Genomic DNA, 23,287 nt, shown 5'->3' on the forward strand with positions numbered 1-23,287 from the left:
ACACCCCCCGAATTTTCATTCGCTGGCGTTGGGCATGTCCCAAAGCGACAGCGCTTATCTGTGGGCGAAAATTACTTTCATAAAAATTGAAAATTACACCCGGTAATGATTTATGAGTTTCACAACCAATTCGACGTGACCCTTTCCAAGGAGTACCGCATGGCCGCACCACTGGGCTTTGGGCTGTTGGCATACGCTGCCATCGCCATCATTGCATTGATCGTGCTGATTGCACGTTACCGACTCAACCCGTTTATCGTCATCACGTTGGTGTCTATCGGCCTGGCCTTGATGGCCGGCATGCCGGCCGACACGATCATGGGCTCGTACGAGGCGGGCGTCGGCAAGACCCTTGGGCATATCGCCCTGGTGGTGGCGTTGGGCACCATGCTTGGCAAGATGATGGCCGAATCCGGCGGTGCCGAGCAGGTGGCGCGCACGCTGATCAACCGTTTCGGCGAGCGCAACGCGCATTGGGCGATGGTGTGTATTGCGTTTCTGGTGGGGCTGCCGCTGTTTTTCGAGGTCGGTTTTGTGTTGCTGGTGCCGATCGCCTTTACCGTGGCGCGGCGTGTGGGCGTGTCGATCCTGATGGTCGGCTTGCCGATGGTCGCCGGTCTGTCGGTGGTACACGCGCTGGTGCCGCCACACCCGGCGGCGATGATGGCGGTGCTGGCCTATAACGCGTCGGTGGGGCAGACCGTGCTGTACGCGATTCTGATCGGCATTCCCACGGCGATCATCGCCGGCCCCGTGTATGCCAAGTTCATCGTGCCGCGCATCCACTTGCCGGCGGAAAACCCGTTGGAACGCCAGTTTATCGAGCGCGAGCCGCGTACACGTTTGCCAAGTTTCGCCCTGACCATGGGCACCATCTTGCTTCCGGTGGTGCTGATGATGATCGGCGGTTGGGCCAACGTGATTTCCACTCCGGGCACTGGTTTCAATCAATTCCTGCTGTTTATCGGCAACTCGGTGATTGCGCTGCTGGTCGCCACGCTGGTGAGCTTCTGGACCTTGGGCCTGGCCCAGGGCTTCAACCGCGAATCGATCCTCAAGTTCACCAATGAATGCCTGGCGCCGACCGCCAGCATCACCTTGCTGGTGGGCGCAGGCGGCGGTTTGAACCGCATCCTGGTGGACGCGGGCGTGACCAATGAGATTCTTGGTCTGGCGCATGCCTTCCACCTGTCGCCGCTGGTGATGGGCTGGTTGTTTGCCGCATTGATGCGCATCGCTACCGGCTCGGCCACCGTGGCCATGACCACGGCCTCCGGTGTGGTCGCGCCCGTCGCCATGGGCCTGGGTTATCCACACCCTGAATTGTTGGTGCTGGCGACCGGTGCGGGTTCGGTGATCTTTTCCCACGTCAACGACGGCGGCTTCTGGCTGATCAAGGAATACTTCAATATGACGGTGATCCAGACCTTCAAGACCTGGACCGTGCTGGAGACTTTGATTTCGGTGGTTGCATTCGGTCTCACCTATGGCCTGTCTCTTGTTTTATAAGCCTCATTTTGTAAGCCGGAGCCGTCATGGACATCCTCTACCAGATCCGCGCCCGCCAGGATTCGTTCAGCGCCGGCGAGGGCCGTATCGCAAAGCTGATGCTCGATGATGTGGGCTTTGCCGCGTCGGCCAGCCTGGAAGCGTTGTCGCAACGGGCCGAGGTCAGCACGGCAACTTTGTCGCGTTTTGCTCGCAGTGTCGGTTGCCGCGATTTACGTGATTTGCGCCTGCAATTGGCCCAGGCCAGTGGCGTGGGCAGTCGTTTTCTGGACCCGGCCGGGTTGCCGGAGCAGTCGGCCTTTCACCGGCAGATTCTGGGGGATATCGAAGCGACGTTGCGTCAGCACCTGTCGGGGTTTAACCAGGCCAGTTTTGTTGATGCGGTCAGCCTGTTGGGCAAGGCGCGGATGATTCACGCGTTTGGCATGGGCGGCCCATCGAGCCTGTGCAGTGACGAATTGCAGGTGCGCCTGGTACGCCTGGGCTACCCGATTGCCGCCAGCCATGACCCGGTGATGATGCGGGTCACGGCGGCCACTTTAGGCCCGGAGCAGGCGCTGATCGTGTGCTCGCTCACCGGGCTGACGCCAGAACTGTTGGACGTCGTGAAGCTTGCGCGTAGCTACGATGCCCCCATCATCGCCATCACCCTGGCCGACTCACCCCTGGCCGAATTGGCGGATGTATTACTGCCGCTGCAACCGGCCGAAACCAGTTTTATCTACAAGCCCACCGCGGCGCGCTACGGCATGCTGTTGGCCATCGACCTGCTCGCCACCGAACTGGCGCTGGCCCTGCCGGACGACAACCAGGAACGCCTGCGCCGGATCAAGCTGGCCCTCGACGATTATCGCGGCGGCCCCGACAGCCTGCCGCTTGGAGACTGATATGAAGTACGACACGTTGATCCGCCAGGCGCTGATCATTGATGGCAGCAACACGCCGGGCTATGTCGCCGATGTGGGGCTGCGCGCCGGGCGCATCGAGACGATCGGCGACTTGTCGAGCGCAACCGGCGAGCATGAAGTCGACGCCAGTGGCCGCGTGTTGGCGCCGGGTTTTATCGACGTGCACACCCACGATGACACGGTGGTGATCCGCCACCCGCAGATGCTGCCCAAGCTCAGCCAGGGCGTGACCACAGTGATTGTCGGCAACTGCGGCATCAGCGCATCGCCGGTGAGTTTACGTAGCGACCCACCGGACCCGATGAACCTGCTGGGGGCGCGTGAGGCATTCGCTTATCCACGTTTTGCCGACTATCGTGCTGCCGTGGAAAGTGCTCATCCGGCAGTCAACGTTGCCGCTTTGATCGGCCACACCGCCTTGCGCAGCAACCATATGGACGACCTGCACCGCACCGCCACGCCCAGTGAAATTGCCGCCATGCGTGTGCAGTTGCAGGAGAGTCTGCAGGCGGGTGCCCTCGGTTTATCCACAGGCCTGGCCTACGCCAGCGCGTTTAATGCCGAGACCGATGAAGTGCTGCAGCTCAGTGAAGAACTCACGGCGTTTGGTGCGGTGTACACCACGCATTTGCGCAGCGAATTCGAACCGGTACTGGAGGCGATGGACGAGGCGTTTGTGATTGGCCGACATGCGCAGGCACCGGTGATCATTTCCCACCTCAAGTGCGCCGGTGCGGGCAATTGGGGGCGCAGTCCGCAACTGTTGGCATCGTTGGAATTGGCAGCGCAAACCCATCCGGTCGGGTGTGATTGCTATCCCTATGCCGCCAGCTCGTCGACGCTGGATTTGAAGCAGGTCACCGACGCGTTTCGTATCACTATTACCTGGTCAACACCGCACCCGGAGGTCGGCGGGCGCGACTTGCAGGACATCGCGGCGCAGTGGGAGGTTTCGCTGATGGATGCGGCACGTCGCCTGCAACCGGCAGGGGCCGTGTACTACGGGATGGATGAGGCGGATGTACGGCGTATTCTTGCGCATCCGTTGTCGATGGTGGGTTCGGATGGTTTGCCGGAAGACCCGTTTCCCCATCCACGTTTGTGGGGCGCATTTCCACGGGTGCTGGGGCACTTCAGCCGGGATGTGGGGTTGTTTCCACTGCACACGGCGGTGCACAAGATGACCGGGTTGTCGGCGGCGCGTTTTGGGCTGGCCGAGCGTGGAGAAATTCGTGAAGGGCACTGGGCCGACCTGGTGTTGTTCGACCCGTTGCGCGTGCGTGATGTGGCGGATTTCAAAGAACCGCAACGCGCTGCCGAGGGGATTGATGGCGTGTGGGTCAATGGCGTGCTGAGCTATAGCGATGGGCAGGCCAATGGGCAACGGCCGGGGCTGTTCCTCGCGCGCAATGGGGATTTGCGTGGCGGGTTTTCGTCCCTATAGTGGGCGCATTCATACACGGAGCAGTTGCCATGCACTTAGGAAAAGTCACCCCGATTTTGCGGATCTTCGACGAGGCCAAGGCGTTGGAGTTCTACGTCGACTTCCTGGGGTTCAAGGTTGACTGGCAGCACCGTTTCGAGGCGAATTTCCCGTTGTATCTGCAAGTGTCGCTGGGCGAGTGCGTGCTGCATTTGTCCGAGCACCATGGCGATGCTTCGCCGGGCTCGGCGGTGCGGATTCAGGCGCAAGGCGTGGACGGCTACCAGCAGCAGTTGCTGGCCAAGGACTACCGGTATGCCAAGCCTGGGGTTGAAGAAACGCCTTGGGGCTCGCGGGAGATGAGCATCAAGGACCCGTTTGGGAATCGACTGGTGTTTGTTGAGGAAGGCGAGGGCTGAGGGCAAGGGACTCAAGGCAAGCCGAGTATGTCTAAGTTTGCCTGTGGCGAGGGAGCTTGCTCCCGTTGGGCTGCGCAGCAGCCCCAAGGCATTCGCTGCGCTCCCGATGTCAAATATCGATCAACTTCAGTAGGGGCCGCTGCGCGACCCAGCGGGAGCAAGCTCCCTCGCCACAGAGTTTGTGCGTAGTCAGCGTTGGGTTTTTACACCCGGAAATGACTGACCATCTGCTGCAGCTGGCTGCCCAAACGCGCCAGTTCCACGCTCGATTTAGCCGTCTCATCGCTCGCAGTAGCCGTTTGCTCCGACACATCGCGCACGTTCACAATGCTGCGGCTGATCTCTTCAGCCACGGCGCTCTGCTGCTCGGCGGCCGCTGCAATCTGCTGGTTCATCGACTGGATATTCGACACGGTACGCGTGATGTTCTCCAGCGACACACCGGCCTTGCGCGTCAGCTCGACGCTGCTGTCGGTGAGGCTGCGGCTGTTATTCATCACCGTGGCCACTTGCTGGGTGCCGTTCTGCAAACCGGCGACCAGGCCTTCGATTTCTTCGGTGGATTTTTGTGTGCGCTGGGCCAGGCCGCGCACTTCGTCAGCCACCACGGCAAAACCACGACCGGCTTCACCGGCACGCGCCGCTTCAATCGCCGCGTTGAGCGCCAACAGGTTGGTCTGCTCGGCCACGGCCTTGATCACGTCCATCACGCTGCCGATCTTGTTGCTCTCTTGTTGCAGGTGCGTCATTGCGTCAGTAGAGCGCGCCACTTCGGCGGCCAGGCGTTCGATCTGGGCGATGGCCTCGGCCACCACTTTGTCGCCGGCGCGGGCTTGGCCATCGGCATCGGCGGCGGCCAGCGACGCTTGCTCGGCGTTGCGCGCGACTTCCTGCACGGTGGCAGTCATTTCATGCATCGCGGTGGCGACTTGATCGGTCTCGATCTTCTGGCTGTTCACGCCGGCACTGGTCTGCTCGGTCACGGCCGAGAGTTCTTCGGCGGCGCTGGCGATCTGGGTTACGCCGTCACGAATGCCGCTGATCAGCTCACGCAGGGTAGTGCCCATGCGCTGGATACCTTGCTGCAATACGCCGAGTTCATCGCGGCGGGTCACCTGGATGTTGTGGCTCAGGTCACCGGAAGCGATGCGTTCCACCACGGCCAGGGTGTCCTGGATCGGGCGAGTGATCTGGCGGGTAATGACCAGCGCCGCGATGATGCCGACCAACAACGCCAGCAAGGTGCTGATCAATTGCAGGCTGCGGGCCTGGGTGCTTTCGGCGTCGCGGCGATCGAGCTGGATGTCGTACAGCTTGTCGCTGATGGTGACGATGTCGGCGCCCTGGGTGGTCATTTCGGCGCGCGCAGTGACGATGTTGGCGTTGGCAGCCTTGTAGCTCTGTACGGCGCTGCGATAGGCACCGAGTGCGGTTTCCAGCGACGTCAGTGCGCTTTGTTGGCTGGTGCCAAACGCGGCGCTGAGGCTTTTCAAACCGGCGATGGCTTTTTCGATTTGTGCAGCGGCGCGGGCTTCGGTTTCTGCGCTGGGGGAGTTGGTGTAGCCGCGCACTTCATAGCGCGCCAGGTGGAACTCTTCCTTGGCGTGCGTCACGGCCTGGTACTGGGTGAAGCGTTCCGGGCTGTCGGGCGCTTGCTGCACGCTGGCTTCCAGTGCGTCGATCTGCCCGTTGGCGATATCGGCCTTGTCGCCCATCACTTGGCGCGCGGCATTGCCGTTACGGTAGGCCTCACGCATTTTGTTCAGCGACTGCTGGTAAGCCGTGATGACGGCTTTCTGCTCGGTGAGCAGCTTGCGGTTTTCCGGGCTCTTGAAGCTGTCCAGCAGTTTCTGTTGCTGGGCGGCGAAGGCGTCGAGGCTGGTCTGGACGTTCTGTGCCACGGCTTCGTCGCCATTGGCGAGCATGTATTGCAGGCGCACGATGCGCAGCTTGGTCAGGGACGCGTTGAGCTGGGTGATGTCGCTCATCCAGTTGCTACGGTCAATCAAGCCGCCCAGGCTGGTCCAGCCGGTCAGGGCCAGGATCGAGGTGAGGACCAGCACCAGGCCAAAGCCCAGGCCGAGTTTGAGGTTGACGCTGATGTTGCCGAACCAGCTATTCATCGAATGCTCCGCAAGAATGATGTGTGTCTGCTGGACGGTGTTGTTGTTTGAGCCAGCCAAAGTTTGTACGGGGGTATCGGCGGCAGGCGATGATTCTGAAATACATTTCTTACGGGTGCGACGAAGGGTCGCTGTTGCCTGGCAGCAACGGCGGCCCCGCAGGCTCTCAGCAGGCTCCCAGCTGGCTTATAGTGCGGTAGCGGGCACCACGGTGAGTCTGAGGCAAGACGCGGCACCCGCGCTCAGGTGCACAGTGTTGCGTGCCACCCTTGAATGGTGGGCCTGGCCAGAAGGCTCACCACTGTTGGGGTTCACGTCAAACCTGGGGAAGTTGCTGCTGGCGATATCCAGGCGCAGTCGATGGCCGCGCTTGAACAGGTTGCAGGTGGCGAAGGGCTCGATCGTGACCTTTACCCGTTTACCCGGTGTCAGTGCCGTCGGCTGCTCCCAGGAGTCTCGATAGCGACAACGGCGGATGCCGTCGGTGATGTTCATCGCAAAACCATCGGGGTAGTCGGCACTGGGCGGGTACAGGTCGATCAGCTTGGCGGTGAAGTCGGTGTCGGGTGCATCGCTGTCTATCCATAACTCGATCTGTACATCACCTGCGACAATCAAGTCTTCAATGAGCGGCTCGGTAAGGAAGCTCAGCACATCTTTGCGCTCGCTCAGAGGGCGGTTGTCGCCACGGGTGCCGAAGAAGTCGGCACGCTCACGTTGGTCGAAAGCGCCGCCCACGAAGATGGGGGCGCCGGAGGTCAGCGCACCGCCGAGGGTCGGGACCGGACAGGCCGGGTCGGCGAGGTAGCTCAAGCACGCGTCGGTTGCGTCTGGTGCAGTGCCGCTCAGTTGCCCTTGAGCCGTCAAGTAGAGCGTCTGCACCCGGCTGCCTGGCAGCGGCCATTGCGTCGATTGCAACCAGCGTCCGCCGTGTTGCAGTCGGCCGTCAGGGTCACGTTGGCCGCTGCCGCCCCCCATCAGAAATACCTGCACGCTGGCCTTGGGCGCGTGAGGCGAGGGTTTGAGCGATTGTTCGAACCACGCCAGGCGACAGCTCAGCCAGTTCTGATCGACCTGGCCATCGAATGCTGCCTGCGGCCCGAACTCGACGTCGCCGCTGTGGCTGATATTGCGGTCACCGTGCAGCCATGGCCCCATCACCAGCCGCTGGTGGGCCGAGGTGTTTTGCCTGAAGGCGCTGTAGTTGGCCAGGGTGGAGCTGACATAGGCGTCATACCAACTGGACATGAACAACACTGGAATGTCGGGCAGTTGCCGATAGTAGCCCTCGGCATAGATGCCGGACGTGCGCCAATACTCACTGAATGTGCCCTTGGCCCACTGCTCCAGCACGTAGGCCTCGTATTCCGGCACATGGCGCAAAGGTGACTGGCCGGGTTGCCAGGGCATCCGCGTAAACCAATGATGGATATCTTCCTGCTCCAGTGCTTGGCGAACCTGTGGATCGGCCAAGGCTGCTGGGCTTTCCTTGGCCTGGCGAAAGGCCCAGGTGGCCTGCTTGAGTTCGAACGCGCCACCCTGGCGAATCCCGCACTGATAGGCGTTGGCGAAGCCGCCGCTGTCGAGCACCATGCTGCTCAAGCCCGGTGGGTGCAGACAGGCCATCGCCAGTTGGGTATGCGCGGCGTAAGACAGGCCCATGCTGCCGATCTTGCCGTTGCACCACGGCTGGCGGACGATCCATGCAAGCGTGTCGAAACCGTCCTCGCCCTCGGCGGTGTATTTGGTAAACACGCCTTCAGAGGCATAGCGGCCCCGGCAGTCCTGAAAGATTGCGACAAAGCCTTGGTCGGTAAAGCGTGCCGCCATCTGTTCTCGAGAGATGTGCTGGCCGTCGAGTTGTTTTTCCGAGCGAGAGGGTTTGCTCTTGTCGTAGGGCGTGCGTTCAATGACCACCGGGAAAGGGCCGCAGCTGCCTGCCGGCAAATAGATATCGGTGGCCAGGTGGATGCCGTCGCGCATCGGGATCATGTGGTTGTGCAGGGTTTGCATGGGGAAAACACTCATCGACTCAGTACCCGCTCGTGACCGCGATAGCCAGCAACACCATCGCCAGTACGGCGTAGATCAGAAACAGCGGCAGGATGTAGCGCGCCCATTGGCCCCAACCGACATTGGCGGTGGCCAGCAACACCAGCAGGCCACTGGAGGTTGGGGTGATCATGTTGGTCAGGCCATTGCCCATCAGAAACGCGAATACAGTGGTCTGCGGGCTGACGCCGGAGAGTTGGCCCAGCGGGCCGAAGATCGGCATGGTCACCGCCGCCTGGCCCGAGGTGGACGGGATCAACACGTCCAGCCCCAGTTGTGCGAAGAACATGCCGTAGGCCGACACAATCGGGCCGTGGTCGCCTACCAGGTTGGCCAGGGTGTGGACGATGGTGTCGAGCACTTGGCCGGTACTGAGGATGATTTCCACGGCGGTGGCCAGGCCGATCAGCACGCCGGCAATCAGCACCTTCTTCATGCCATCGACAAAGGCACTGGCGGCGACACTCGCACCTAGCCCGGCAATCACACTGAACGCCACCGTCAGCAACAGGTAAAACGCCGACAGCTCATGGTACTTCCAGCCCCAGCGGTTGGAGGCGTAGACCAGAAAACCGATGCCGCTCAGCAGCACAGTCAGGTTGATCAAGTGGCGCGTGGGCAAGGGTTTATGTTCGAACGTAATCTGCGCTGTCGCATCAAAACCGTGCTTGCGGATACTCCACAGCACGAAGGCAATCCCCACCAGCAGAAAGCTGCAGTAAGCCAGTACGCGCATGCTTAAACCGCTGAATATCGGCAGCCCGACCATCGGCTGAGCGACGGACAGCGCCACGGGATTGGAGATTGAAGCGAGGTAGCCGATCTTCACCGAGATCGTGACGATAGCCAGCCCGATCAGGTTCGACAGCCCCAGCCGGTTGGCCATGGCGACCATCAGCGGCACGATCAGAATAAACTCCTTGGCCAGGCCCATGAACGTGCTGCCCGCCGAGAACACCAGCATCAGGCTCGGCACCAGCACGTAGATGTTGCCGCGGGTCAGGCCCAGTAAACGCTCCAGTCCGGCGTCGATCACCCCGGCCTTGTTCAGTACGCCAAACATGCCGCCGATGAACAGCACCATGAAGATCAGCGCTGCACGTTTCTCGATGCCTTTGGGGATGGCCATGAAACCTTCGACCAGAGACACCGGGCGGGCCACTGTATCGCCGGCCTTGCGTGGCTCCAGCGCGAACAATTGGCCCAGGCTGTCGTGTTTCTCCAGCACCTGATAAGAGCCGGGCACTACCAGCCCGTTCTGGCGCTCGAACTTGCCCGAGTTCACCGCATAGGTGAAGGCCACGGCGAGCAAGACGATGCTCAGCAGGATGATGGCCGGGTTGATCTGTTTGCGTTGCGTGGGTTTTTCCACCGCCGCCGCTGTGGAGAAATTCTGTGATTCGCTCATGCTGGCTGCCCCGGCGTTTGCCGTTGTTGTTATGGGGGAGTGACGCGTGTGGAGCGGACACTAGGGCAAAGTTTTGGCGGCGACAACGTTATGCGCAGGGTGGGTCGGGCTATGCGTTTTGTGCGTTCAAGCGCTGCTTGAGATGCTCGGCAAACGCTGTGACCACCTGTGGGCGTGGCTCATTGGCGCGATAGGCCAGGCCGAAAGTGTAAGGCAGTGCAGGGCGAAAAGGCCGGGTCACGATCGGCAGGTGCAGGAAGTGGCTGGCGAGCAAACCGTTGACGATCGACACCCCCAGGCCTTCGGCGACAAAGCTGCATGCCGCGCCTACCGAATGCACTTCGACCCGCACTTGCGGCGTGAGGTTGGCAGCGCGAAACACCTGGTTCAACTCAGCCCGTAAAGCCCGTTGTCGGCCGAGCATCACCAACGGCACATTGCGCAAGTGCTGCACCTCGATACAGGCGTGGCGAGTCAGTGGGTGGTCGGCGGGCATCACGCACACGCCTTCGGTTTGCAGCACGGGCTCGATGTCGAAGTCGGGAATTTCCGTTGGCAGGCGCACAAAACCCAGGTCGGCGGACCGGTCGAGTACGGCGCGCTCGATCATGTCGTAAGAGCCGGTCAGCAACTCGACCACGATGTCGTCATGGCTCTTGAGAAACTCCGCGACGATCCGTGGCAAAAGCTCTTGGGTCATGCTGGTGGGCACCCCGACCTTGAGCAGGCTTTTGCGCGAGCGGCCCACGCGCATTTCGTCTGCCAGGCGTTGGATACGCTGCATGCCGTCTACCAGGCCGGCGACTTCGGTCAGTAACTCTTCCGCTTCTGCGGTGGCCATCAGGCGACCTTTTTTGCGCAGAAACAATACGAAACCCAACGCCTCCTCCAGCTGACTCAACAGGCGGCTGACGGCCGATTGCGACAGGCCCATGCGTGTTGCTGCGCCGATGGTCGAACCGGTGGACATGATCGCCTTGAAGGCTTCGAGCTGCTTGAGATTCACCGTGATTTTCCTGTCGGTTGCGAGGGGCTGGCGGTGCTTTGCGCATAGCCTGATGCGCATCTCGCATAACGTTGTGGGGCTTTCGACGAGCCGTTAGTGTCCGCTCCAACGCGAGGTGCCGTCCAGTGTGTCGCGCGGTGGAACTGCCCATAAAAAAACGACAATAAGGCATAGAGGAAACAGCGATGCATAAACTTTTCAATCGAGGAAAATTGGCCTCGGCGTGCCTGCTGGCAGGTGTGTCGCCTGTACTCCTGGCCCAGGGGTTCTGGGAGGATTCAAAGGCTCGCCTGACCTTGCGTAATTTCTACTTCAACGACGATTACCGCGACGGCGGCGAGGATCGCAAAGAGTGGGCGCAAGGTTTTTTACTCAACCTGCAGTCAGGCTATACCGAAGGCACGCTAGGGTTTGGTCTGGACGCGTTGGGGTTGGCGGGGCTGCGGCTCGACTCCAGCCCGACTCACGCCGGCACGGGTTTATTGCCGGTGCATGACGATGGCCATGCCGCCAGTGAATTCTCCAGCCTGGGCGTCACCGCAAAGATGCGCTGGGGCGATGCCGTGGTGAAAACCGGCACCTTGCTGCCGAAGATTCCAGTGCTGGTGCATAACGACGGACGCCTGCTGCCGCAGACTTTTCAAGGCACTCAGGTGGAGTACAGCGGTATTCGCAACCTGTACCTGCATGCCGGGCATCTGGATAAATTCAAGCAGCGAAACTCCACCGACAGCGTGGCTATTTATCCCCAGGGCTACAGCGGCAAACAGGGCAGCGATTTCGATTTTGCCGGCGCCTCTTATGCCTTCACGCCGCAGCTCAGTGGCACTTGGTATTACGGCGAAATGCGTGAGTTCTATCGTCAGCAGTTTTTTGGCCTTGTGCATAAACAGCCGGTGGGTAACGGCACGCTGACCAGTGATTTGCGTTATTTCATCAGCAGCGATGCGGGTGAGGCGCGCAACGGCAAAGTGGACAGCGACATGTTCAGCGGGTTGTTCACCTATCGCCTGGGCGCACAGGCGCTGGGCGTCGGTTATCAGAAGGTCAACGGCGACACTGCGCTGCCTTATGCCAGTGTCTCGACGGTGTATTCCTTCACTAACGCCGGTGTGGGCAAGTTCATCCAGGCCGGTGAGCAAACCTGGATGCTGCGCTACGACTATGATTTTGAAGCCGTGCTGCCGGGCCTGAGTTTCATGACCCGCTATTACAAAGGGCGCAACGGTGATTACAGAGGGCGTGAGGCGCGGGAGTGGGAGTCGGACACTAACCTGCGCTATGTCATCCAGAACGGTACCGTCAAAGGCTTGGGTGTGGAGTTGCGCAAAGCGACCTATCGTTCCACCTACGCCAGCGACCGCGATAACTATCGGCTTTATCTGACCTACGACCTGGCGCTTTGGTAGTGGGGCAGGGGGCTGATCAGAGGCGGGGCTTGTGTGCTAGTCTGCGGGCCCTTTTAGTTTTGGATGGCGCGGGAAACCGTGCTGTCCTACAGCGGAGCCTCTTCATGTCCGAAGTTAATCTGTCCACCGACGAAACCCGCGTCAGCTACGGTATCGGCCGTCAGTTGGGCGACCAACTGCGCGACAACCCGCCACCGGGCGTGAGCATCGACGCCATCCTGGCCGGCCTGACCGACGCGTTCGACGGCAAAGCAAGCCGCGTTGACCAAGAGCAAATGGCGGCGAGCTTCAAAGTGATCCGTGAAATCATGCAAGCCGAAGCGGCTGCCAAGGCAGAAGCAGCTGCTGGCGCTGGCCTGGCGTTCCTGGCTGAAAACGCCAAGCGTGATGGCATCACCACCCTGGCTTCCGGCCTGCAATTTGAAGTGCTGACTGCAGGTGACGGCGCCAAGCCGACCCGTGAAGACCAAGTGCGTACTCACTACCACGGCACCCTGATCGACGGCACTGTGTTCGACAGCTCCTACGAGCGCGGCCAGCCTGCAGAATTCCCGGTTGGCGGCGTGATCGCCGGCTGGACCGAAGCCCTGCAACTGATGAATGCCGGCAGCAAATGGCGTCTGTACGTGCCGAGCGAACTGGCTTACGGCGCTCAAGGCGTTGGCAGCATTCCGCCGCACAGCGTTCTGGTGTTCGACGTTGAGTTGCTCGACGTTCTGTAAGACCTGTTGATGGTTGCGCCGGGTCCTATGTGGGAGCCGGGATTGATGTGGCGAGCAAGCTTGCTTGCGCTGGGGTGCGAAGCGCCCCTAAAGGCCTGCGACTGCTGCGCAGCCGAGCGGGAGCAAGCTCCCTCGCCACAACAGATCCAGCTCCCACATAGAGCCGGTGCATTCAGGTTTTGCGCGGTGGTTCATGGATGGAACTTGCCATTGAGCTCTGTCGCCGGGCGCAACGCTCGGGCATAGCAGAACAGAAACAGATTACGCACCACCTCCTTCAGCACCCCAGGTTCACTGGAACTCAGGCCGTTGACGTCCAGGTCGCCTTGATCCTGCAGTTCATTCAGCGCTTCTTCTTCCAGCACCGCACAGACTTCGCCGGTTTCCCGATGCAGGATCCGCAGGTATGGGTGTGGGCGGTCCAGCCAGGCATCTATCAAATAAGTCATGGTCGTTCTCCTTGATGGGTTTCAATGAGAATAATTCTTATTCGTGGAATAGCAAGTGCCTATTGGCGGTTTCCTGGTTTTTCTGTGTGGATGTTGAGGCAGGTCAGCGCAGAGGGCAAAACGCCATCCCGCGGCTGGCGCGGGATGGAAGCAGCAGGTTCAGACTTTGCGCACGAACTCGGACTTGAGTTTCATCGGGCCGATACCGTCGATCTTGCAATCGATATCGTGATCGCCGTCGCACAGGCGGATGTTCTTGACCTTGGTGCCGACCTTGACCACCAGGGACGTGCCCTTGACCTTGAGGTCCTTGATCACGGTGATGGTGTCGCCGTCTTGCAGGACATTGCCCACAGAGTCTTTCTTCACGGTTTCGTCGCCCGCCACTTCGGCCTCGCCATTGGCGGACCACTCATGGGCGCATTCCGGGCAGATCAGCTGGGCGCCGTCTTCGTAGGTGTACTCGGAATTGCATTTCGGGCAGGGTGGCAACGTGCTCACTAAAGCTCCTTGAAAGTCAGGATGGCTAAAAGTCGCACATTATATAGGGTTTATTGCAGGTTGGGGTGGGCGCCTCGGAACCTTGTGGGAGCCGGGCTTGCCCGCGATGCAGGCACCGCGGTGTGTCAGCTATACCGAGGTGATGCTATCGCAGGCAAGCCAGCTCCCACACAAGCCTGCGCTCGCAGATATTGCTCAGTGCGTGCGGGCTACCGCAAACTCACTCAGCTCAACCAGGGCATCCCGGTACTCGCTGGGTGGCAGGGCTTCCAGGCACTGGATGGCACGGGCCGCATAGTCACGCGCCAACTGCGCGGTGTACTCCAGGGAACCCGAGGCTTCTACCGCTGCACGGATAGCTTCGAGGTCTTCAATCCCGCCTTTCTGGATCGCCTTGCGCACCAGAGCGGCCTGTTCCGGCGTGCCTTCGCGCATGGTGTAGATCAACGGCAAGGTCGGCTTGCCCTCGGCCAGGTCGTCACCGACGTTCTTGCCCAGGGTTTCGGCGTCGCCACGGTAGTCGAGCAGGTCGTCCACCAGTTGGAACGCCACGCCCAGGTGATCACCAAAGGTGCGCAGGGCTTCGGCCTGTTCGGTCGTTGCGCCACACAGGACGGCGGCGCTGTGGGTCGAGGCTTCGAAGAGCATCGCGGTTTTGCCGCGAATCACTTCCATGTAGGTTTCTTCAGTGGTGCTGGCGTCGCGGACCTTGGACAGCTGCAGTACTTCGCCTTCGGCGATGATGCGCGTGGCTTGTGAAAGAATCTTCATCACCGGCATCGAGCCCAGTTCGACCATCATTTCAAACGAGCGCGAATACAGGAAGTCGCCCACCAATACGCTGGGGGCATTGCCCCACATCGCATTGGCCGTCTCGCGGCCACGGCGCATGCCGGACATGTCGACCACGTCGTCATGCAGCAGGGTCGCGGTGTGCAGGAATTCGATGGTCGCGGCCAGCAGGCGCAGGTCATCGCCTTCGCGGCCCAGAGCCTTGCCACACAGCAACACTAATAAAGGTCGCAGGCGTTTACCGCCCGCCGACGTAATGTAGTCGCCAATTTTGGAGACCAGCGGCACTTTAGACGTGAGCTGCTGCTTGATGATGCCGTCGACGGCGCTAAAATCGTCCGCGACCGCGCGGTAGAAAGCTTGGGGTTGCATCAGCGACAGTCGCTCCAGAAGGGTTGCGCGGCATGCTAGGACCCTGACCCGGCAGTGTCAAGGCGCGATAGACGGCCCCTTGCATCACCCATTTACCTTGCGTACAATCGCGCACCCTGAACTTCCTGGGCAGCACCTGCCTTACGCAATTGCATTCGGGACGTCCCTCCCATGCAGCCATGCCAGCCAATACCTTTTCTTATAAAGCGCTGGGTGAGCAGGATTATCGGAGAAATACCATGTCGTACGCAGTAATTGTTACTGGTGGCAAGCAATACAAGGTCGCCCCAGGTGAATACCTGAAGATCGAAAAACTGGAAGTCGCTACTGGCGAATCCGTTACCTTTGATCGCGTTCTGTTGGTCGCTGATGGCGATGACGTGAACATCGGCGCTCCAGTTGTTGCTGGCGCTACCGTTGTGGCTGAAGTGATCTCCCAAGGTCGTCACGATAAAGTCCGCATCATCAAGTTCCGTCGTCGTAAGCACCACATGAAGCGTATGGGCCACCGCCAGTGGTACACCGAGATCAAAATCACCGGTATTCAGGCTTAATTTCAGCCTAATTCCTCACTAGGAGAATTGACTCATGGCACACAAAAAAGCTGGTGGTAGTACCCGTAACGGTCGCGACTCAGAAGCCAAACGCCTTGGCGTTAAGATGTATGGCGGCCAGAAAATCATTCCGGGCAACATCATCGTGCGTCAGCGCGGCACCCAATTCCACGCCGGTTACGGTGTTGGCATGGGTAAAGATCACACCCTCTTCGCTAAAATCGAAGGCGTGATCAAGTTTGAAGTAAAAGGCGCGTTCAACCGCCGTTACGTGAGCGTTGTCGCCGCTTAATTGCGCGATCGCTGGAAAAGCCCTGTCTCGCGACGGGGCTTTTTCGTTTGTGGAGTGAGTCTCTTGCAAAGCTGTTTGTGATGGGCTCAGGCGCTGGATGTGCGGTCGTTTTCTGAGGTCGCTGCGCTCATTTTTGCAAGAGTCTTATGTCTTGGTTTCTTAAGCTCGTCCGTGCGACGAGAGGCGTTTTGTTATGAAGTTCGTTGATGAAGTTTCCATCCGAGTAAAAGCAGGCGACGGCGGTAACGGTTGCATGAGTTTCCGTCGCGAAAAGTTCATCGAAAACGGTGGTCCAAACGGCGGTGACGGCGGTGACGGCGGTTCCATCTACATGATGGCCGACGAAAACCTCAACACCCTGGTCGACTACCGTTACACCCGGCACTTCGATGCCGAGCGTGGCTCCAACGGCGGCAGCACCGACTGCACCGGTAAAAAAGGCGAAGACCTGGTACTGCGCGTACCGGTCGGCACCACGATCATCGATTCCGCGACCCAGGAAGTGATTGGCGACCTGACCAAGGCCGGCCAGAAGCTGATGGTTGTGCAGGGCGGCTGGCACGGTCTGGGTAACACCCGATTCAAGTCCAGTACCAACCGCGCGCCACGCCAGACCACGCCGGGCAAGCCGGGCGAGCAGCGTGACCTGAAGCTGGAGATGAAAGTACTGGCAGACGTGGGCCTGTTGGGCTTGCCGAACGCCGGTAAAAGTACCTTCATCCGCTCGGTCTCGGCCGCCAAGCCGAAAGTCGCCGACTACCCGTTCACCACCCTGGTGCCAAACCTGGGCGTGGTCAGCGTAGACCGCTGGAAAAGCTTCGTGATCGCCGACATTCCTGGCTTGATCGAAGGTGCTTCCGACGGTGCAGGCCTTGGGATTCGCTTCCTCAAGCACTTGTCGCGCACCCGTTTGCTGCTGCACCTCGTCGACATGGCGCCGCTGGATGACACCAGCGCACCAGACGCCGCCGAAGTGATCGTCAGCGAGCTGACCAAGTTCAGCCCGGCCCTGGCCGAGCGTGACCGCTGGCTGGTACTGAACAAGTGCGACCAGATCCTCGAAGAAGAGCACGAAGAACGCGTCAAGGAGATCGTTGATCGCCTGGAGTGGGAAGGCCCGGTCTACGTGATCTCGGCCATCGCCAAAGAAGGCACCGAGCGCCTGACCCGCGACATCATGCGCTACCTCGAAGACCGCGCCGACCGCCTGGCGGCCGACCCGGTATTCAAGGCAGAACTGGCAGAACTCGACCAGCAGATCGAAGACGAAGCCCGCGCCCAGTTGCAAGCTCTGGACGACCAGCGTGCCCTGCGCCGCAGCGGCGTGAAGTCGGTCCATGACATCGGCGACGACGATTGGGACGAAGAAGACGTGGATGATGAAGACGGTCCGGAAATCATTTACGTGCGCGACTGATAGGTTGCGATAAACTCAAACGCCGCTCCCAGGAGCGGCGTTTTGGTATCCGGGTATAACGTTATGGGCCGCGCTGGGTCGCGGGGCCCTCAATCTAAGGTTGAAGATGATGCGGAGCAAAGTGACAGGTGCGCAGCGCTGGGTCGTAAAGATCGGAAGTGCGCTGCTGACGGCGGATGGCAAAGGTCTGGATCGCGCAGCGATGAGCGTCTGGGTCGAGCAGATGGTGGCCTTGCATGAGGCCGGTGTCGAGTTGGTGTTGGTCTCGTCCGGGGCCGTTGCCGCCGGGATGAGCCGCCTCGGCTGGACCGCGCGACCCAGCGCGATGCACGAACTGCAAGCCGCCGCCGCCATCGGCCAGATGGGCTTGGTGCAAGCCTGGGAATCCAGCTTTGCCGAGCATGGCCGCCATACAGCGCAGATCCTGCTGACCCACGACGACCTGTCCGACCGCAAACGTTACCTCAACGCTCGCAGCACCCTGCGCGCACTGGTTGAGCTCAAGGTCATCCCGGTAATCAACGAGAACGACACGGTGGTCACCGACGAAATCCGCTTCGGCGACAACGATACCCTGGCCGCGCTGGTCGCCAACCTGGTGGAAGCCGACCTGCTGGTGATCCTCACCGACCGCGACGGCATGTTTGACGCTGACCCGCGTAACAACCCCGACGCCCAGCTTATCTACGAAGCCCGCGCCGATGACCCGGCGCTGGACGCCGTGGCCGGCAGTGTAGGCGGTGCATTGGGCCGTGGCGGCATGCAGACCAAACTGCGTGCGGCGCGGCTGGCCGCACGTTCCGGCGCGCACACCATCATCGTCGGTGGGCGCCTGGAGCGTGTGCTGGATCGCCTCAAGGCCGGTGAGCGCATCGGTACGCTGCTGTCGCCGGAACGCGGCATGCTGGCGGCGCGCAAACAATGGCTGGCCGGTCATCTGCAAACCCGTGGCACGCTGGTTCTGGACGACGGTGCTGTGTCAGCCTTGTCCCAGGGCAACAAGAGCCTGCTGCCGGTCGGCGTCAAGTTGGTGCAGGGCAGCTTCCGCCGTGGCGAGATGGTGGTGTGTGTGGCGCCCGATGGTCGCGAGATCGCCCGTGGCCTGGCCAACTACAGCGCCCTTGAAGCACAGAAGATTATTGGACAATCGTCCGACGCGATTGTCGGACTCTTGGGTTACATGGCCGAACCGGAACTGGTTCACCGCGATAACCTGATCCTGGTCTGAATAAAGGAAATACACGATGCGTGTCATGAAAGGATTACTCGGCCTGCTGCTGGCCATGCCGTTGCTGGCCTCGGCCGAAGAAATCGGCCAGGTGTCGACGGTGTTCAAGTTTGTCGGCCCCAACGACCGTATTGTGGTCGAGGCGTTTGATGACCCGAAGGTCGACGGCGTGACCTGCTACCTGTCGCGTGCCAAGACCGGCGGCGTCAAAGGCGGCCTGGGCCTGGCCGAAGACCGCGCTGAAGCGTCGATTGCCTGCCGTCAGGTTGGCCCGATTCACTTCAAGGGCGAGCTCAAGGATGGCGACGAAGTGTTCAAGGAGCGCACCTCGCTGGTGTTCAAGACCATGCAGGTGGTGCGCTTCCTCGACAAGAAGCGCAATACCTTGGTGTACCTGGTCTACAGCGACCGTCTGATCGAAGGCAGCCCGCAGAATGCGGTCACCGCGATTCCGATTTTGCCCTGGCCGACCGCGCAGTAACCGGCGGGCGAGTTTTTCAATCGGCGTCTATGATTGCAGGCTTGTGGTCTGTAATCTCGAACAGCCGCAACGCGAAGAACATGGGATATCTGGAGTTCGTCATGAGTGCTTTCCACGACCTGAAACTCAAAGCTTTGGACGGACAAGAGCTGCCGCTGGCGCCTTTCAAGGGGCAAGTGGTGCTGGTGGTCAACGTGGCCTCCAAATGTGGTTTGACCCCGCAATACGCCGCCCTGGAAAACCTTTACCAGCAGTATAAGGGCCAGGGATTTACCGTACTCGGCCTGCCGTGCAACCAGTTTGCAGGCCAGGAACCGGGCTCCGAGGAAGAAATTCAGGCGTTCTGCAGCCTGAACTACGGCGTGACCTTTCCGTTGGGCAGCAAGCTTGACGTCAACGGCCACGATCGCCATCAGCTGTATCGCTTGCTGGCGGGCGAGGGCGCGGAGTTTCCTGGGGATATCACCTGGAATTTCGAGAAGTTCCTGCTCGGCAAGGATGGGCGAGTACTGGCGCGATTCTCGCCGCGCACGGCGCCGGATGATCCGACGATCGTACAGGCCATCGAAAAAGCCTTGAGCTGAATCGTTCCTGCACTGTGGCGAGGGAGCTTGCTCCCGCTGGGCTGCGCAGCAGCCCTAAACCCTCATCACTTTTACCCCTTAATCACCCAGATCAATAGTGCTACCCAGCACGCGGCACGGCCCATATTATCCACATCATAAATCCCTCTTATGTGGAGTGCTCCCATGCCCGTCCAGGCTTTGTTCAAACCTTTCCAGCTCGGTGCACTGCAACTGTCCACCCGTGTTGTCATGGCGCCGATGACGCGTTCGTTCTCGCCGGGTGGCGTACCCAATTCCAAAGTCATCGAGTACTACCGCCGCCGCGCCGCTGCGGGCGTGGGCCTGATCATCACCGAAGGCACGGTGGTCGGCCATCAGGCCTCCAATGGCTACCCGAACGTCCCGCACTTTTATGGTGAGGCCGCGTTGGCCGGCTGGAAGAAAGTGGTGGACGCGGTACACGCCGAAGGCGGCAAGATCGTCCCGCAGCTGTGGCACGTGGGCAGCGTGCGCCGTATCGGCACCGAGCCTGACGCCAGCGTGCCGGCCTACGGCCCGATGGAGAAACTCAAGGACGGCAACGTCGTCGTCCATGGCATGACCCAACAAGACATCAAGGACGTGATCAACGCCTTCGCCCAGGCCGCCAAGGATGCCCAGCGCATCGGCATGGATGGCGTGGAGATCCACGGCGCCCACGGCTATCTGGTCGATCAGTTCTTCTGGGAGGGCAGCAACCAGCGCACTGACGAATACGGCGGCAGCCTGGCCAACCGTTCGCGTTTTGCCATTGAATTGATCCAGGCCACCCGCGCCGCCGTCGGCCCGGACTTCCCGATCATCTTGCGCTTCTCTCAATGGAAGCAGCAGGACTACACCGCACGCCTGGTGCAAACCCCCGAGGCGCTGGGTGAGTTTCTTAAGCCGTTATCCGACGCCGGTGTGGATATTTTCCACTGCTCCACGCGTCGGTTCTGGGAACCGGAATTCGAAGGCTCCGACCTCAACCTGGCCGGCTGGACCCGCCAGCTCACCGGCAAGCCGACCATCACTGTCGGTAGTGTGGGTCTGGACGGCGAGTTCCTGCAGTTCATGGTCAACACCGACAAGGTCGCCCAACCGGCCAGCCTGGAAAAGCTGCTGGAACGTCTGAACAACGATGAGTTTGATCTGGTCGCGGTGGGCCGTGCCCTGCTGGTGGACCCGGATTGGGCCGTGAAGGTGCGCGAAGGTCGTGAGGGCGACATTCTGCCGTTCAGTCGTGAGGCGTTAACCAGCCTGGTGTAGCGTCTGCTCCGACGCCATCGCGGGCAAGCCCGGCTCCCACAGGAAAATGCGTTCCAATGTGGGAGCCGGGCTTGCCCGCGATAGCGATCTAACGGCCAACACAGGCATCAGATCAACCGCGACTCCCCTGCAATCACCGTCCGCTCGCCGCACACCCCGCGCAATTGGCGCTCAAACTGTTCGATAATCGCCGGCCAACCCTGGCGGCTCGCATGCTGACGAGCATTCAAGCGCATGCGGCGCAAACTCTCCGCATCTTCCAGCAGCCAATTGGCAGCGTCACAAAACGCGCCCTCATCCCCTGGCATCGCCAGCACGCCATTGTAGCCATGGCGAATATGCTGGGTGGCGGCCGCCTGGTCGTAAGCCACCACACCCAGGCCGGAGGCCATGGCTTCCAGCACCACATTGCCGAAAGTTTCGGTCAGGCTGGGGAACAGGAACACATCGCCGGACGCGTAATGCCGTGCCAGTTCTTCGCCGCGCAAGGTGCCGCAGAACACTGCCTCGGGCAGTTCCTTTTCCAGCGTCGCCCGTTGCGGGCCGTCGCCGACGATGATCAGTTTCATCTGGCGCAGTGGGTAGGTGTCCTGCAAGGTTTCAAAGCAGCGCTTGAGCAGCCCCAGGTTTTTTTCCTGTGCCAGTCGGCCTACATGCAGTACGGCGATTTGATCGTTATTCAGCGCCCAGCTTTCACGCAACGCGTTATCGCGTTTGGCGGGGTGGAACAACTGGCTGTCGACGCCGCGTGACAACATGCCCAGGCGCTCGAAGTGGCGACGTTCCAACTCCAGGCGCTGGCTCGCGCTGGGCACCAGGGTCAGGGTCGAGCGGTTGTGAAACCAGCGCAAGTAATGGGTCACCATGCGGCTGAGCAGGCTCAAGCCATATTGATTGGAGTACTGCTGGAAGTTGGTGTGAAACCCGCTGACCACGCTGATCCCCAGGCGCCGCGCCGCACGTAGCGCCGACAGCCCCAGCGGCCCCTCAGTGGCGATGTACAGCACGTCCGGGCGCTGGCGTGTCCAGCGCCGCAGCAACTTGTGCATCGACGACTGGCCCCATTGCAGCCCCGGGTACCCTGGCAGTGGCCAGCCGCGACACAGCAGCAACCCATCGTCGCTGGGCCGGCTTTGATCGGTGCCCTGGCGGGGGCGCACCAACTCGACCTGATGGCCGCGCGCGCGCAAACCCTCGCACAGGCGGCCAAGAGTATTGGCCACCCCATTGATCTCCGGCGGGAAGGTTTCGGTAATCAGGGTGATGTGGAGCGAGGCTGTCGTCATGACCCACAGTGTCACCGTGGGCCATGTCGTCATTGTGACTCTAGGATGATGGATTTATGACTTGGCTATCGCCTGCCGTGCCATCGCCTCGGCCCCTTGCTCACGCACCCAGAACAGCGTAGCCCCGGCCACGGCCGCCGGCATCATCAGCAGGTTGACCACCGGCACCAGCAGCACCAGATAAACAATGCCGCCAAAACTCATGCTTTGCCAGCGCTTCTGGCGCAGCCAGGCGAGCATTTCGTTCCAGCCCAGCTTGTGGTTATCCGCCGGGTAGTCGATGTACTGGATCGCCATCATCCATACGCCGAACAGCAGCCACAGCGGCGCGGCGATCAGGTTGACCACCGGAATGAACGACAGGATAAACAGGCCGATGGCCCGTGGCAGGAAGTAACCCAGCTTGCGCATTTCCCGCGCCAGGGTGCGCGGGACCATGGCCATCAACTCGCCCCAGCTGAAGGCGGGGAAGTCGTCTGTGCCGCGCACCACTACCTCGACTTTCTCCGAGAGAAAACCGTTGAATGGCGCGGCGATGATATTGGCGAGCATGGTGAAGGTGAAAAACACCATCAACACCACCAGCACCACAAACAAGGGCCACAGGATGTAGCTGAGGAAACTCAGCCAGCCAGGCAGCGTCGGCATCAAGGTGTCGACCCACAGGCTGAACTGATGGCCGGCGAAATAGATCAAGCCGACGAACAGCACCAGGTTGATCGCCAACGGCAGCAGCACAAACAGGCGCAGGCCAGGGCTCAACACCAGTTTGAGGCCTTCACGCAGGTATTGCGGGCCAGAAAGAGCAGGGGCAGGCATGGAGAACTCCGAGCAAGAAGACGAACGCGCCGACCTTACCGGCTTTGCTTCTTCGGCGAAAGCGGCGACATCAGCGGTAACATCTAGGCAACCAGGGTGTCGATTAATCGCGGCGACTGCATAGAGACCACCTATGAGCTGGATTGTTATTCCGTATTTCCTTAATCTTGCCCCCCTCTATACGCTGCACCCATTATTTTCAGGGCCTGCGAGTTCAAGCCTTCCCCAAGTGCTTCGCGGTCCTTTTTTATTCCAGCTGCCTTG

At 60.6% G+C, this 23,287-nt stretch carries 22 protein-coding genes; 13 read left to right on the forward strand and 9 right to left on the reverse strand.

Translation table 11 applies throughout. From position 1 onward, the window contains the following. The first annotated feature begins 159 nt into the window (after positions 1–159). From HBO23_RS27490 to HBO23_RS27505, 4 genes are read left to right on the forward strand one after another with little or no spacing between them, the layout of a single operon-like run. Positions 160–1,509, forward strand: a complete 1,350-nt coding sequence (locus HBO23_RS27490) for a gluconate:H+ symporter (RefSeq protein WP_225933009.1) — start codon at positions 160–162, stop codon at positions 1,507–1,509. A 26-nt stretch (positions 1,510–1,535) separates the two neighbouring features. Continuing rightward, positions 1,536–2,396 (forward strand): MurR/RpiR family transcriptional regulator, encoded by an 861-nt coding sequence (locus tag HBO23_RS27495; protein ID WP_017137948.1) that lies wholly within the window; start codon positions 1,536–1,538, stop codon positions 2,394–2,396. A 1-nt stretch (position 2,397) separates the two neighbouring features. Then, on the forward strand, positions 2,398–3,861 hold the full coding sequence (locus tag HBO23_RS27500) for a D-aminoacylase (RefSeq protein ID WP_099549437.1): 1,464 nt from the start codon (positions 2,398–2,400) through the stop codon (positions 3,859–3,861). A 29-nt stretch (positions 3,862–3,890) separates the two neighbouring features. Then, a complete protein-coding gene (locus HBO23_RS27505; protein ID WP_017137946.1) occupies positions 3,891–4,259 on the forward strand; it encodes a glyoxalase superfamily protein in 369 nt (122 codons plus the stop codon). A 203-nt stretch (positions 4,260–4,462) separates the two neighbouring features. Here the strand turns inward: HBO23_RS27505 and HBO23_RS27510 are convergent, their stop codons facing one another. The 4 genes from HBO23_RS27510 to HBO23_RS27525 form a co-directional block, all read right to left on the reverse strand. Further along, positions 4,463–6,382: a methyl-accepting chemotaxis protein gene (locus HBO23_RS27510; RefSeq protein WP_170040499.1), complete on the reverse strand. Its 1,920-nt coding sequence runs from the start codon at positions 6,380–6,382 to the stop codon at positions 4,463–4,465. 186 nt (positions 6,383–6,568) lie between these two features. Then, on the reverse strand, positions 6,569–8,395 hold the full coding sequence (locus HBO23_RS27515; protein WP_170040554.1) for a CocE/NonD family hydrolase: 1,827 nt from the start codon (positions 8,393–8,395) through the stop codon (positions 6,569–6,571). Positions 8,396–8,414: 19 nt separating this feature from the next. Then, complete coding sequence (locus HBO23_RS27520) at positions 8,415–9,842, reverse strand: AbgT family transporter (RefSeq protein ID WP_170040500.1); 1,428 nt, start codon at positions 9,840–9,842, stop codon at positions 8,415–8,417. A 109-nt stretch (positions 9,843–9,951) separates the two neighbouring features. Further along, on the reverse strand, positions 9,952–10,848 hold the full coding sequence (locus HBO23_RS27525; protein WP_170040502.1) for a LysR family transcriptional regulator: 897 nt from the start codon (positions 10,846–10,848) through the stop codon (positions 9,952–9,954). Between the two features lie 185 nt (positions 10,849–11,033). Between HBO23_RS27525 and HBO23_RS27530 the strand changes: the two genes are divergently transcribed. Then, positions 11,034–12,257 (forward strand): OprD family porin, encoded by a 1,224-nt coding sequence (locus tag HBO23_RS27530; protein WP_170040504.1) that lies wholly within the window; start codon positions 11,034–11,036, stop codon positions 12,255–12,257. Between the two features lie 104 nt (positions 12,258–12,361). Further along, entirely contained in the window at positions 12,362–12,979 is a 618-nt protein-coding gene (locus tag HBO23_RS27535) for an FKBP-type peptidyl-prolyl cis-trans isomerase (RefSeq protein ID WP_017137944.1), read from the forward strand. Between the two features lie 191 nt (positions 12,980–13,170). Here HBO23_RS27535 and HBO23_RS27540 read toward each other — a convergent pair whose 3' ends face one another. From HBO23_RS27540 to HBO23_RS27550, 3 genes are all read right to left on the reverse strand, one after another. Further along, positions 13,171–13,428, reverse strand: a complete 258-nt coding sequence (locus HBO23_RS27540) for a hypothetical protein (protein ID WP_003194088.1) — start codon at positions 13,426–13,428, stop codon at positions 13,171–13,173. Positions 13,429–13,587: 159 nt separating this feature from the next. Then, a complete protein-coding gene (locus tag HBO23_RS27545; protein WP_003230858.1) occupies positions 13,588–13,929 on the reverse strand; it encodes a zinc ribbon domain-containing protein YjdM in 342 nt (113 codons plus the stop codon). Positions 13,930–14,124: 195 nt separating this feature from the next. Next, the gene (locus tag HBO23_RS27550) at positions 14,125–15,093 is read right to left on the reverse strand and encodes a polyprenyl synthetase family protein (protein WP_099549439.1); all 969 of its coding nucleotides are present in this window, start codon (positions 15,091–15,093) and stop codon (positions 14,125–14,127) included. A 239-nt stretch (positions 15,094–15,332) separates the two neighbouring features. Between HBO23_RS27550 and rplU the strand changes: the two genes are divergently transcribed. The 7 genes from rplU (at position 15,333) to HBO23_RS27585 (ending at position 20,918) form a co-directional block, all read left to right on the forward strand. Then, positions 15,333–15,647, forward strand: a complete 315-nt coding sequence (gene rplU, locus HBO23_RS27555; protein WP_170040506.1) for a 50S ribosomal protein L21 — start codon at positions 15,333–15,335, stop codon at positions 15,645–15,647. A gap of 34 nt (positions 15,648–15,681) precedes the next feature. Continuing rightward, positions 15,682–15,939 (forward strand): 50S ribosomal protein L27, encoded by a 258-nt coding sequence (rpmA, locus tag HBO23_RS27560; protein WP_003176049.1) that lies wholly within the window; start codon positions 15,682–15,684, stop codon positions 15,937–15,939. A 193-nt stretch (positions 15,940–16,132) separates the two neighbouring features. Beyond that, positions 16,133–17,356, forward strand: coding sequence for an Obg family GTPase CgtA (cgtA, locus tag HBO23_RS27565; RefSeq protein ID WP_016976186.1), 1,224 nt, complete (start codon positions 16,133–16,135; stop codon positions 17,354–17,356). A 109-nt stretch (positions 17,357–17,465) separates the two neighbouring features. Continuing rightward, on the forward strand, positions 17,466–18,584 hold the full coding sequence (proB, locus tag HBO23_RS27570) for a glutamate 5-kinase (RefSeq protein WP_026013771.1): 1,119 nt from the start codon (positions 17,466–17,468) through the stop codon (positions 18,582–18,584). A gap of 16 nt (positions 18,585–18,600) precedes the next feature. Continuing rightward, positions 18,601–19,065: a CreA family protein gene (locus HBO23_RS27575; protein WP_017137940.1), complete on the forward strand. Its 465-nt coding sequence runs from the start codon at positions 18,601–18,603 to the stop codon at positions 19,063–19,065. A 101-nt stretch (positions 19,066–19,166) separates the two neighbouring features. Next, on the forward strand, positions 19,167–19,649 hold the full coding sequence (locus tag HBO23_RS27580; protein WP_017137939.1) for a glutathione peroxidase: 483 nt from the start codon (positions 19,167–19,169) through the stop codon (positions 19,647–19,649). Between the two features lie 165 nt (positions 19,650–19,814). Beyond that, a complete protein-coding gene (locus HBO23_RS27585; RefSeq protein ID WP_017137938.1) occupies positions 19,815–20,918 on the forward strand; it encodes an NADH:flavin oxidoreductase in 1,104 nt (367 codons plus the stop codon). Positions 20,919–21,025: 107 nt separating this feature from the next. Here the strand turns inward: HBO23_RS27585 and HBO23_RS27590 are convergent, their stop codons facing one another. Both HBO23_RS27590 and cysZ read right to left on the reverse strand, forming a co-directional pair. Then, positions 21,026–22,204 carry a glycosyltransferase family 1 protein gene (locus HBO23_RS27590; RefSeq protein ID WP_138453820.1) on the reverse strand — a complete coding sequence of 393 codons (1,179 nt, stop codon included), beginning with the start codon at positions 22,202–22,204 and terminating at the stop codon, positions 21,026–21,028. A 54-nt stretch (positions 22,205–22,258) separates the two neighbouring features. Further along, positions 22,259–23,023, reverse strand: coding sequence for a sulfate transporter CysZ (cysZ, locus tag HBO23_RS27595; RefSeq protein WP_017137936.1), 765 nt, complete (start codon positions 23,021–23,023; stop codon positions 22,259–22,261). Between the last annotated feature and the right edge of the window lie 264 nt (positions 23,024–23,287).

It is taken from the genome of Pseudomonas sp. WS 5532, assembly GCF_012985445.1.
GTDB lineage: Bacteria > Pseudomonadota > Gammaproteobacteria > Pseudomonadales > Pseudomonadaceae > Aquipseudomonas > Aquipseudomonas edaphica.

Excerpts from the sequence above, each read along its gene's own strand:
- HBO23_RS27585 (WP_017137938.1), top strand. The coding sequence starts at position 19,815 with ATGCCCGTCCAGGCTTTGTTCAAACCTTTCCAGCTCGGTGCACTGCAA.
- HBO23_RS27590 (WP_138453820.1), bottom strand. The coding sequence starts at position 22,204 with ATGACGACAGCCTCGCTCCACATCACCCTGATTACCGAAACCTTCCCG.
- HBO23_RS27550 (WP_099549439.1), bottom strand. The coding sequence starts at position 15,093 with ATGCAACCCCAAGCTTTCTACCGCGCGGTCGCGGACGATTTTAGCGCC.
- HBO23_RS27490 (WP_225933009.1), top strand. The coding sequence starts at position 160 with ATGGCCGCACCACTGGGCTTTGGGCTGTTGGCATACGCTGCCATCGCC.
- HBO23_RS27510 (WP_170040499.1), bottom strand. The coding sequence starts at position 6,382 with ATGAATAGCTGGTTCGGCAACATCAGCGTCAACCTCAAACTCGGCCTG.
- HBO23_RS27580 (WP_017137939.1), top strand. The coding sequence starts at position 19,167 with ATGAGTGCTTTCCACGACCTGAAACTCAAAGCTTTGGACGGACAAGAG.
- proB (WP_026013771.1), top strand. The coding sequence starts at position 17,466 with ATGCGGAGCAAAGTGACAGGTGCGCAGCGCTGGGTCGTAAAGATCGGA.
- HBO23_RS27535 (WP_017137944.1), top strand. The coding sequence starts at position 12,362 with ATGTCCGAAGTTAATCTGTCCACCGACGAAACCCGCGTCAGCTACGGT.
- HBO23_RS27575 (WP_017137940.1), top strand. The coding sequence starts at position 18,601 with ATGCGTGTCATGAAAGGATTACTCGGCCTGCTGCTGGCCATGCCGTTG.
- HBO23_RS27540 (WP_003194088.1), bottom strand. The coding sequence starts at position 13,428 with ATGACTTATTTGATAGATGCCTGGCTGGACCGCCCACACCCATACCTG.
- HBO23_RS27520 (WP_170040500.1), bottom strand. The coding sequence starts at position 9,842 with ATGAGCGAATCACAGAATTTCTCCACAGCGGCGGCGGTGGAAAAACCC.
- cysZ (WP_017137936.1), bottom strand. The coding sequence starts at position 23,023 with ATGCCTGCCCCTGCTCTTTCTGGCCCGCAATACCTGCGTGAAGGCCTC.
- rplU (WP_170040506.1), top strand. The coding sequence starts at position 15,333 with ATGTCGTACGCAGTAATTGTTACTGGTGGCAAGCAATACAAGGTCGCC.
- HBO23_RS27530 (WP_170040504.1), top strand. The coding sequence starts at position 11,034 with ATGCATAAACTTTTCAATCGAGGAAAATTGGCCTCGGCGTGCCTGCTG.
- HBO23_RS27495 (WP_017137948.1), top strand. The coding sequence starts at position 1,536 with ATGGACATCCTCTACCAGATCCGCGCCCGCCAGGATTCGTTCAGCGCC.
- rpmA (WP_003176049.1), top strand. The coding sequence starts at position 15,682 with ATGGCACACAAAAAAGCTGGTGGTAGTACCCGTAACGGTCGCGACTCA.
- cgtA (WP_016976186.1), top strand. The coding sequence starts at position 16,133 with ATGAAGTTCGTTGATGAAGTTTCCATCCGAGTAAAAGCAGGCGACGGC.
- HBO23_RS27500 (WP_099549437.1), top strand. The coding sequence starts at position 2,398 with ATGAAGTACGACACGTTGATCCGCCAGGCGCTGATCATTGATGGCAGC.
- HBO23_RS27505 (WP_017137946.1), top strand. The coding sequence starts at position 3,891 with ATGCACTTAGGAAAAGTCACCCCGATTTTGCGGATCTTCGACGAGGCC.
- HBO23_RS27515 (WP_170040554.1), bottom strand. The coding sequence starts at position 8,395 with ATGCAAACCCTGCACAACCACATGATCCCGATGCGCGACGGCATCCAC.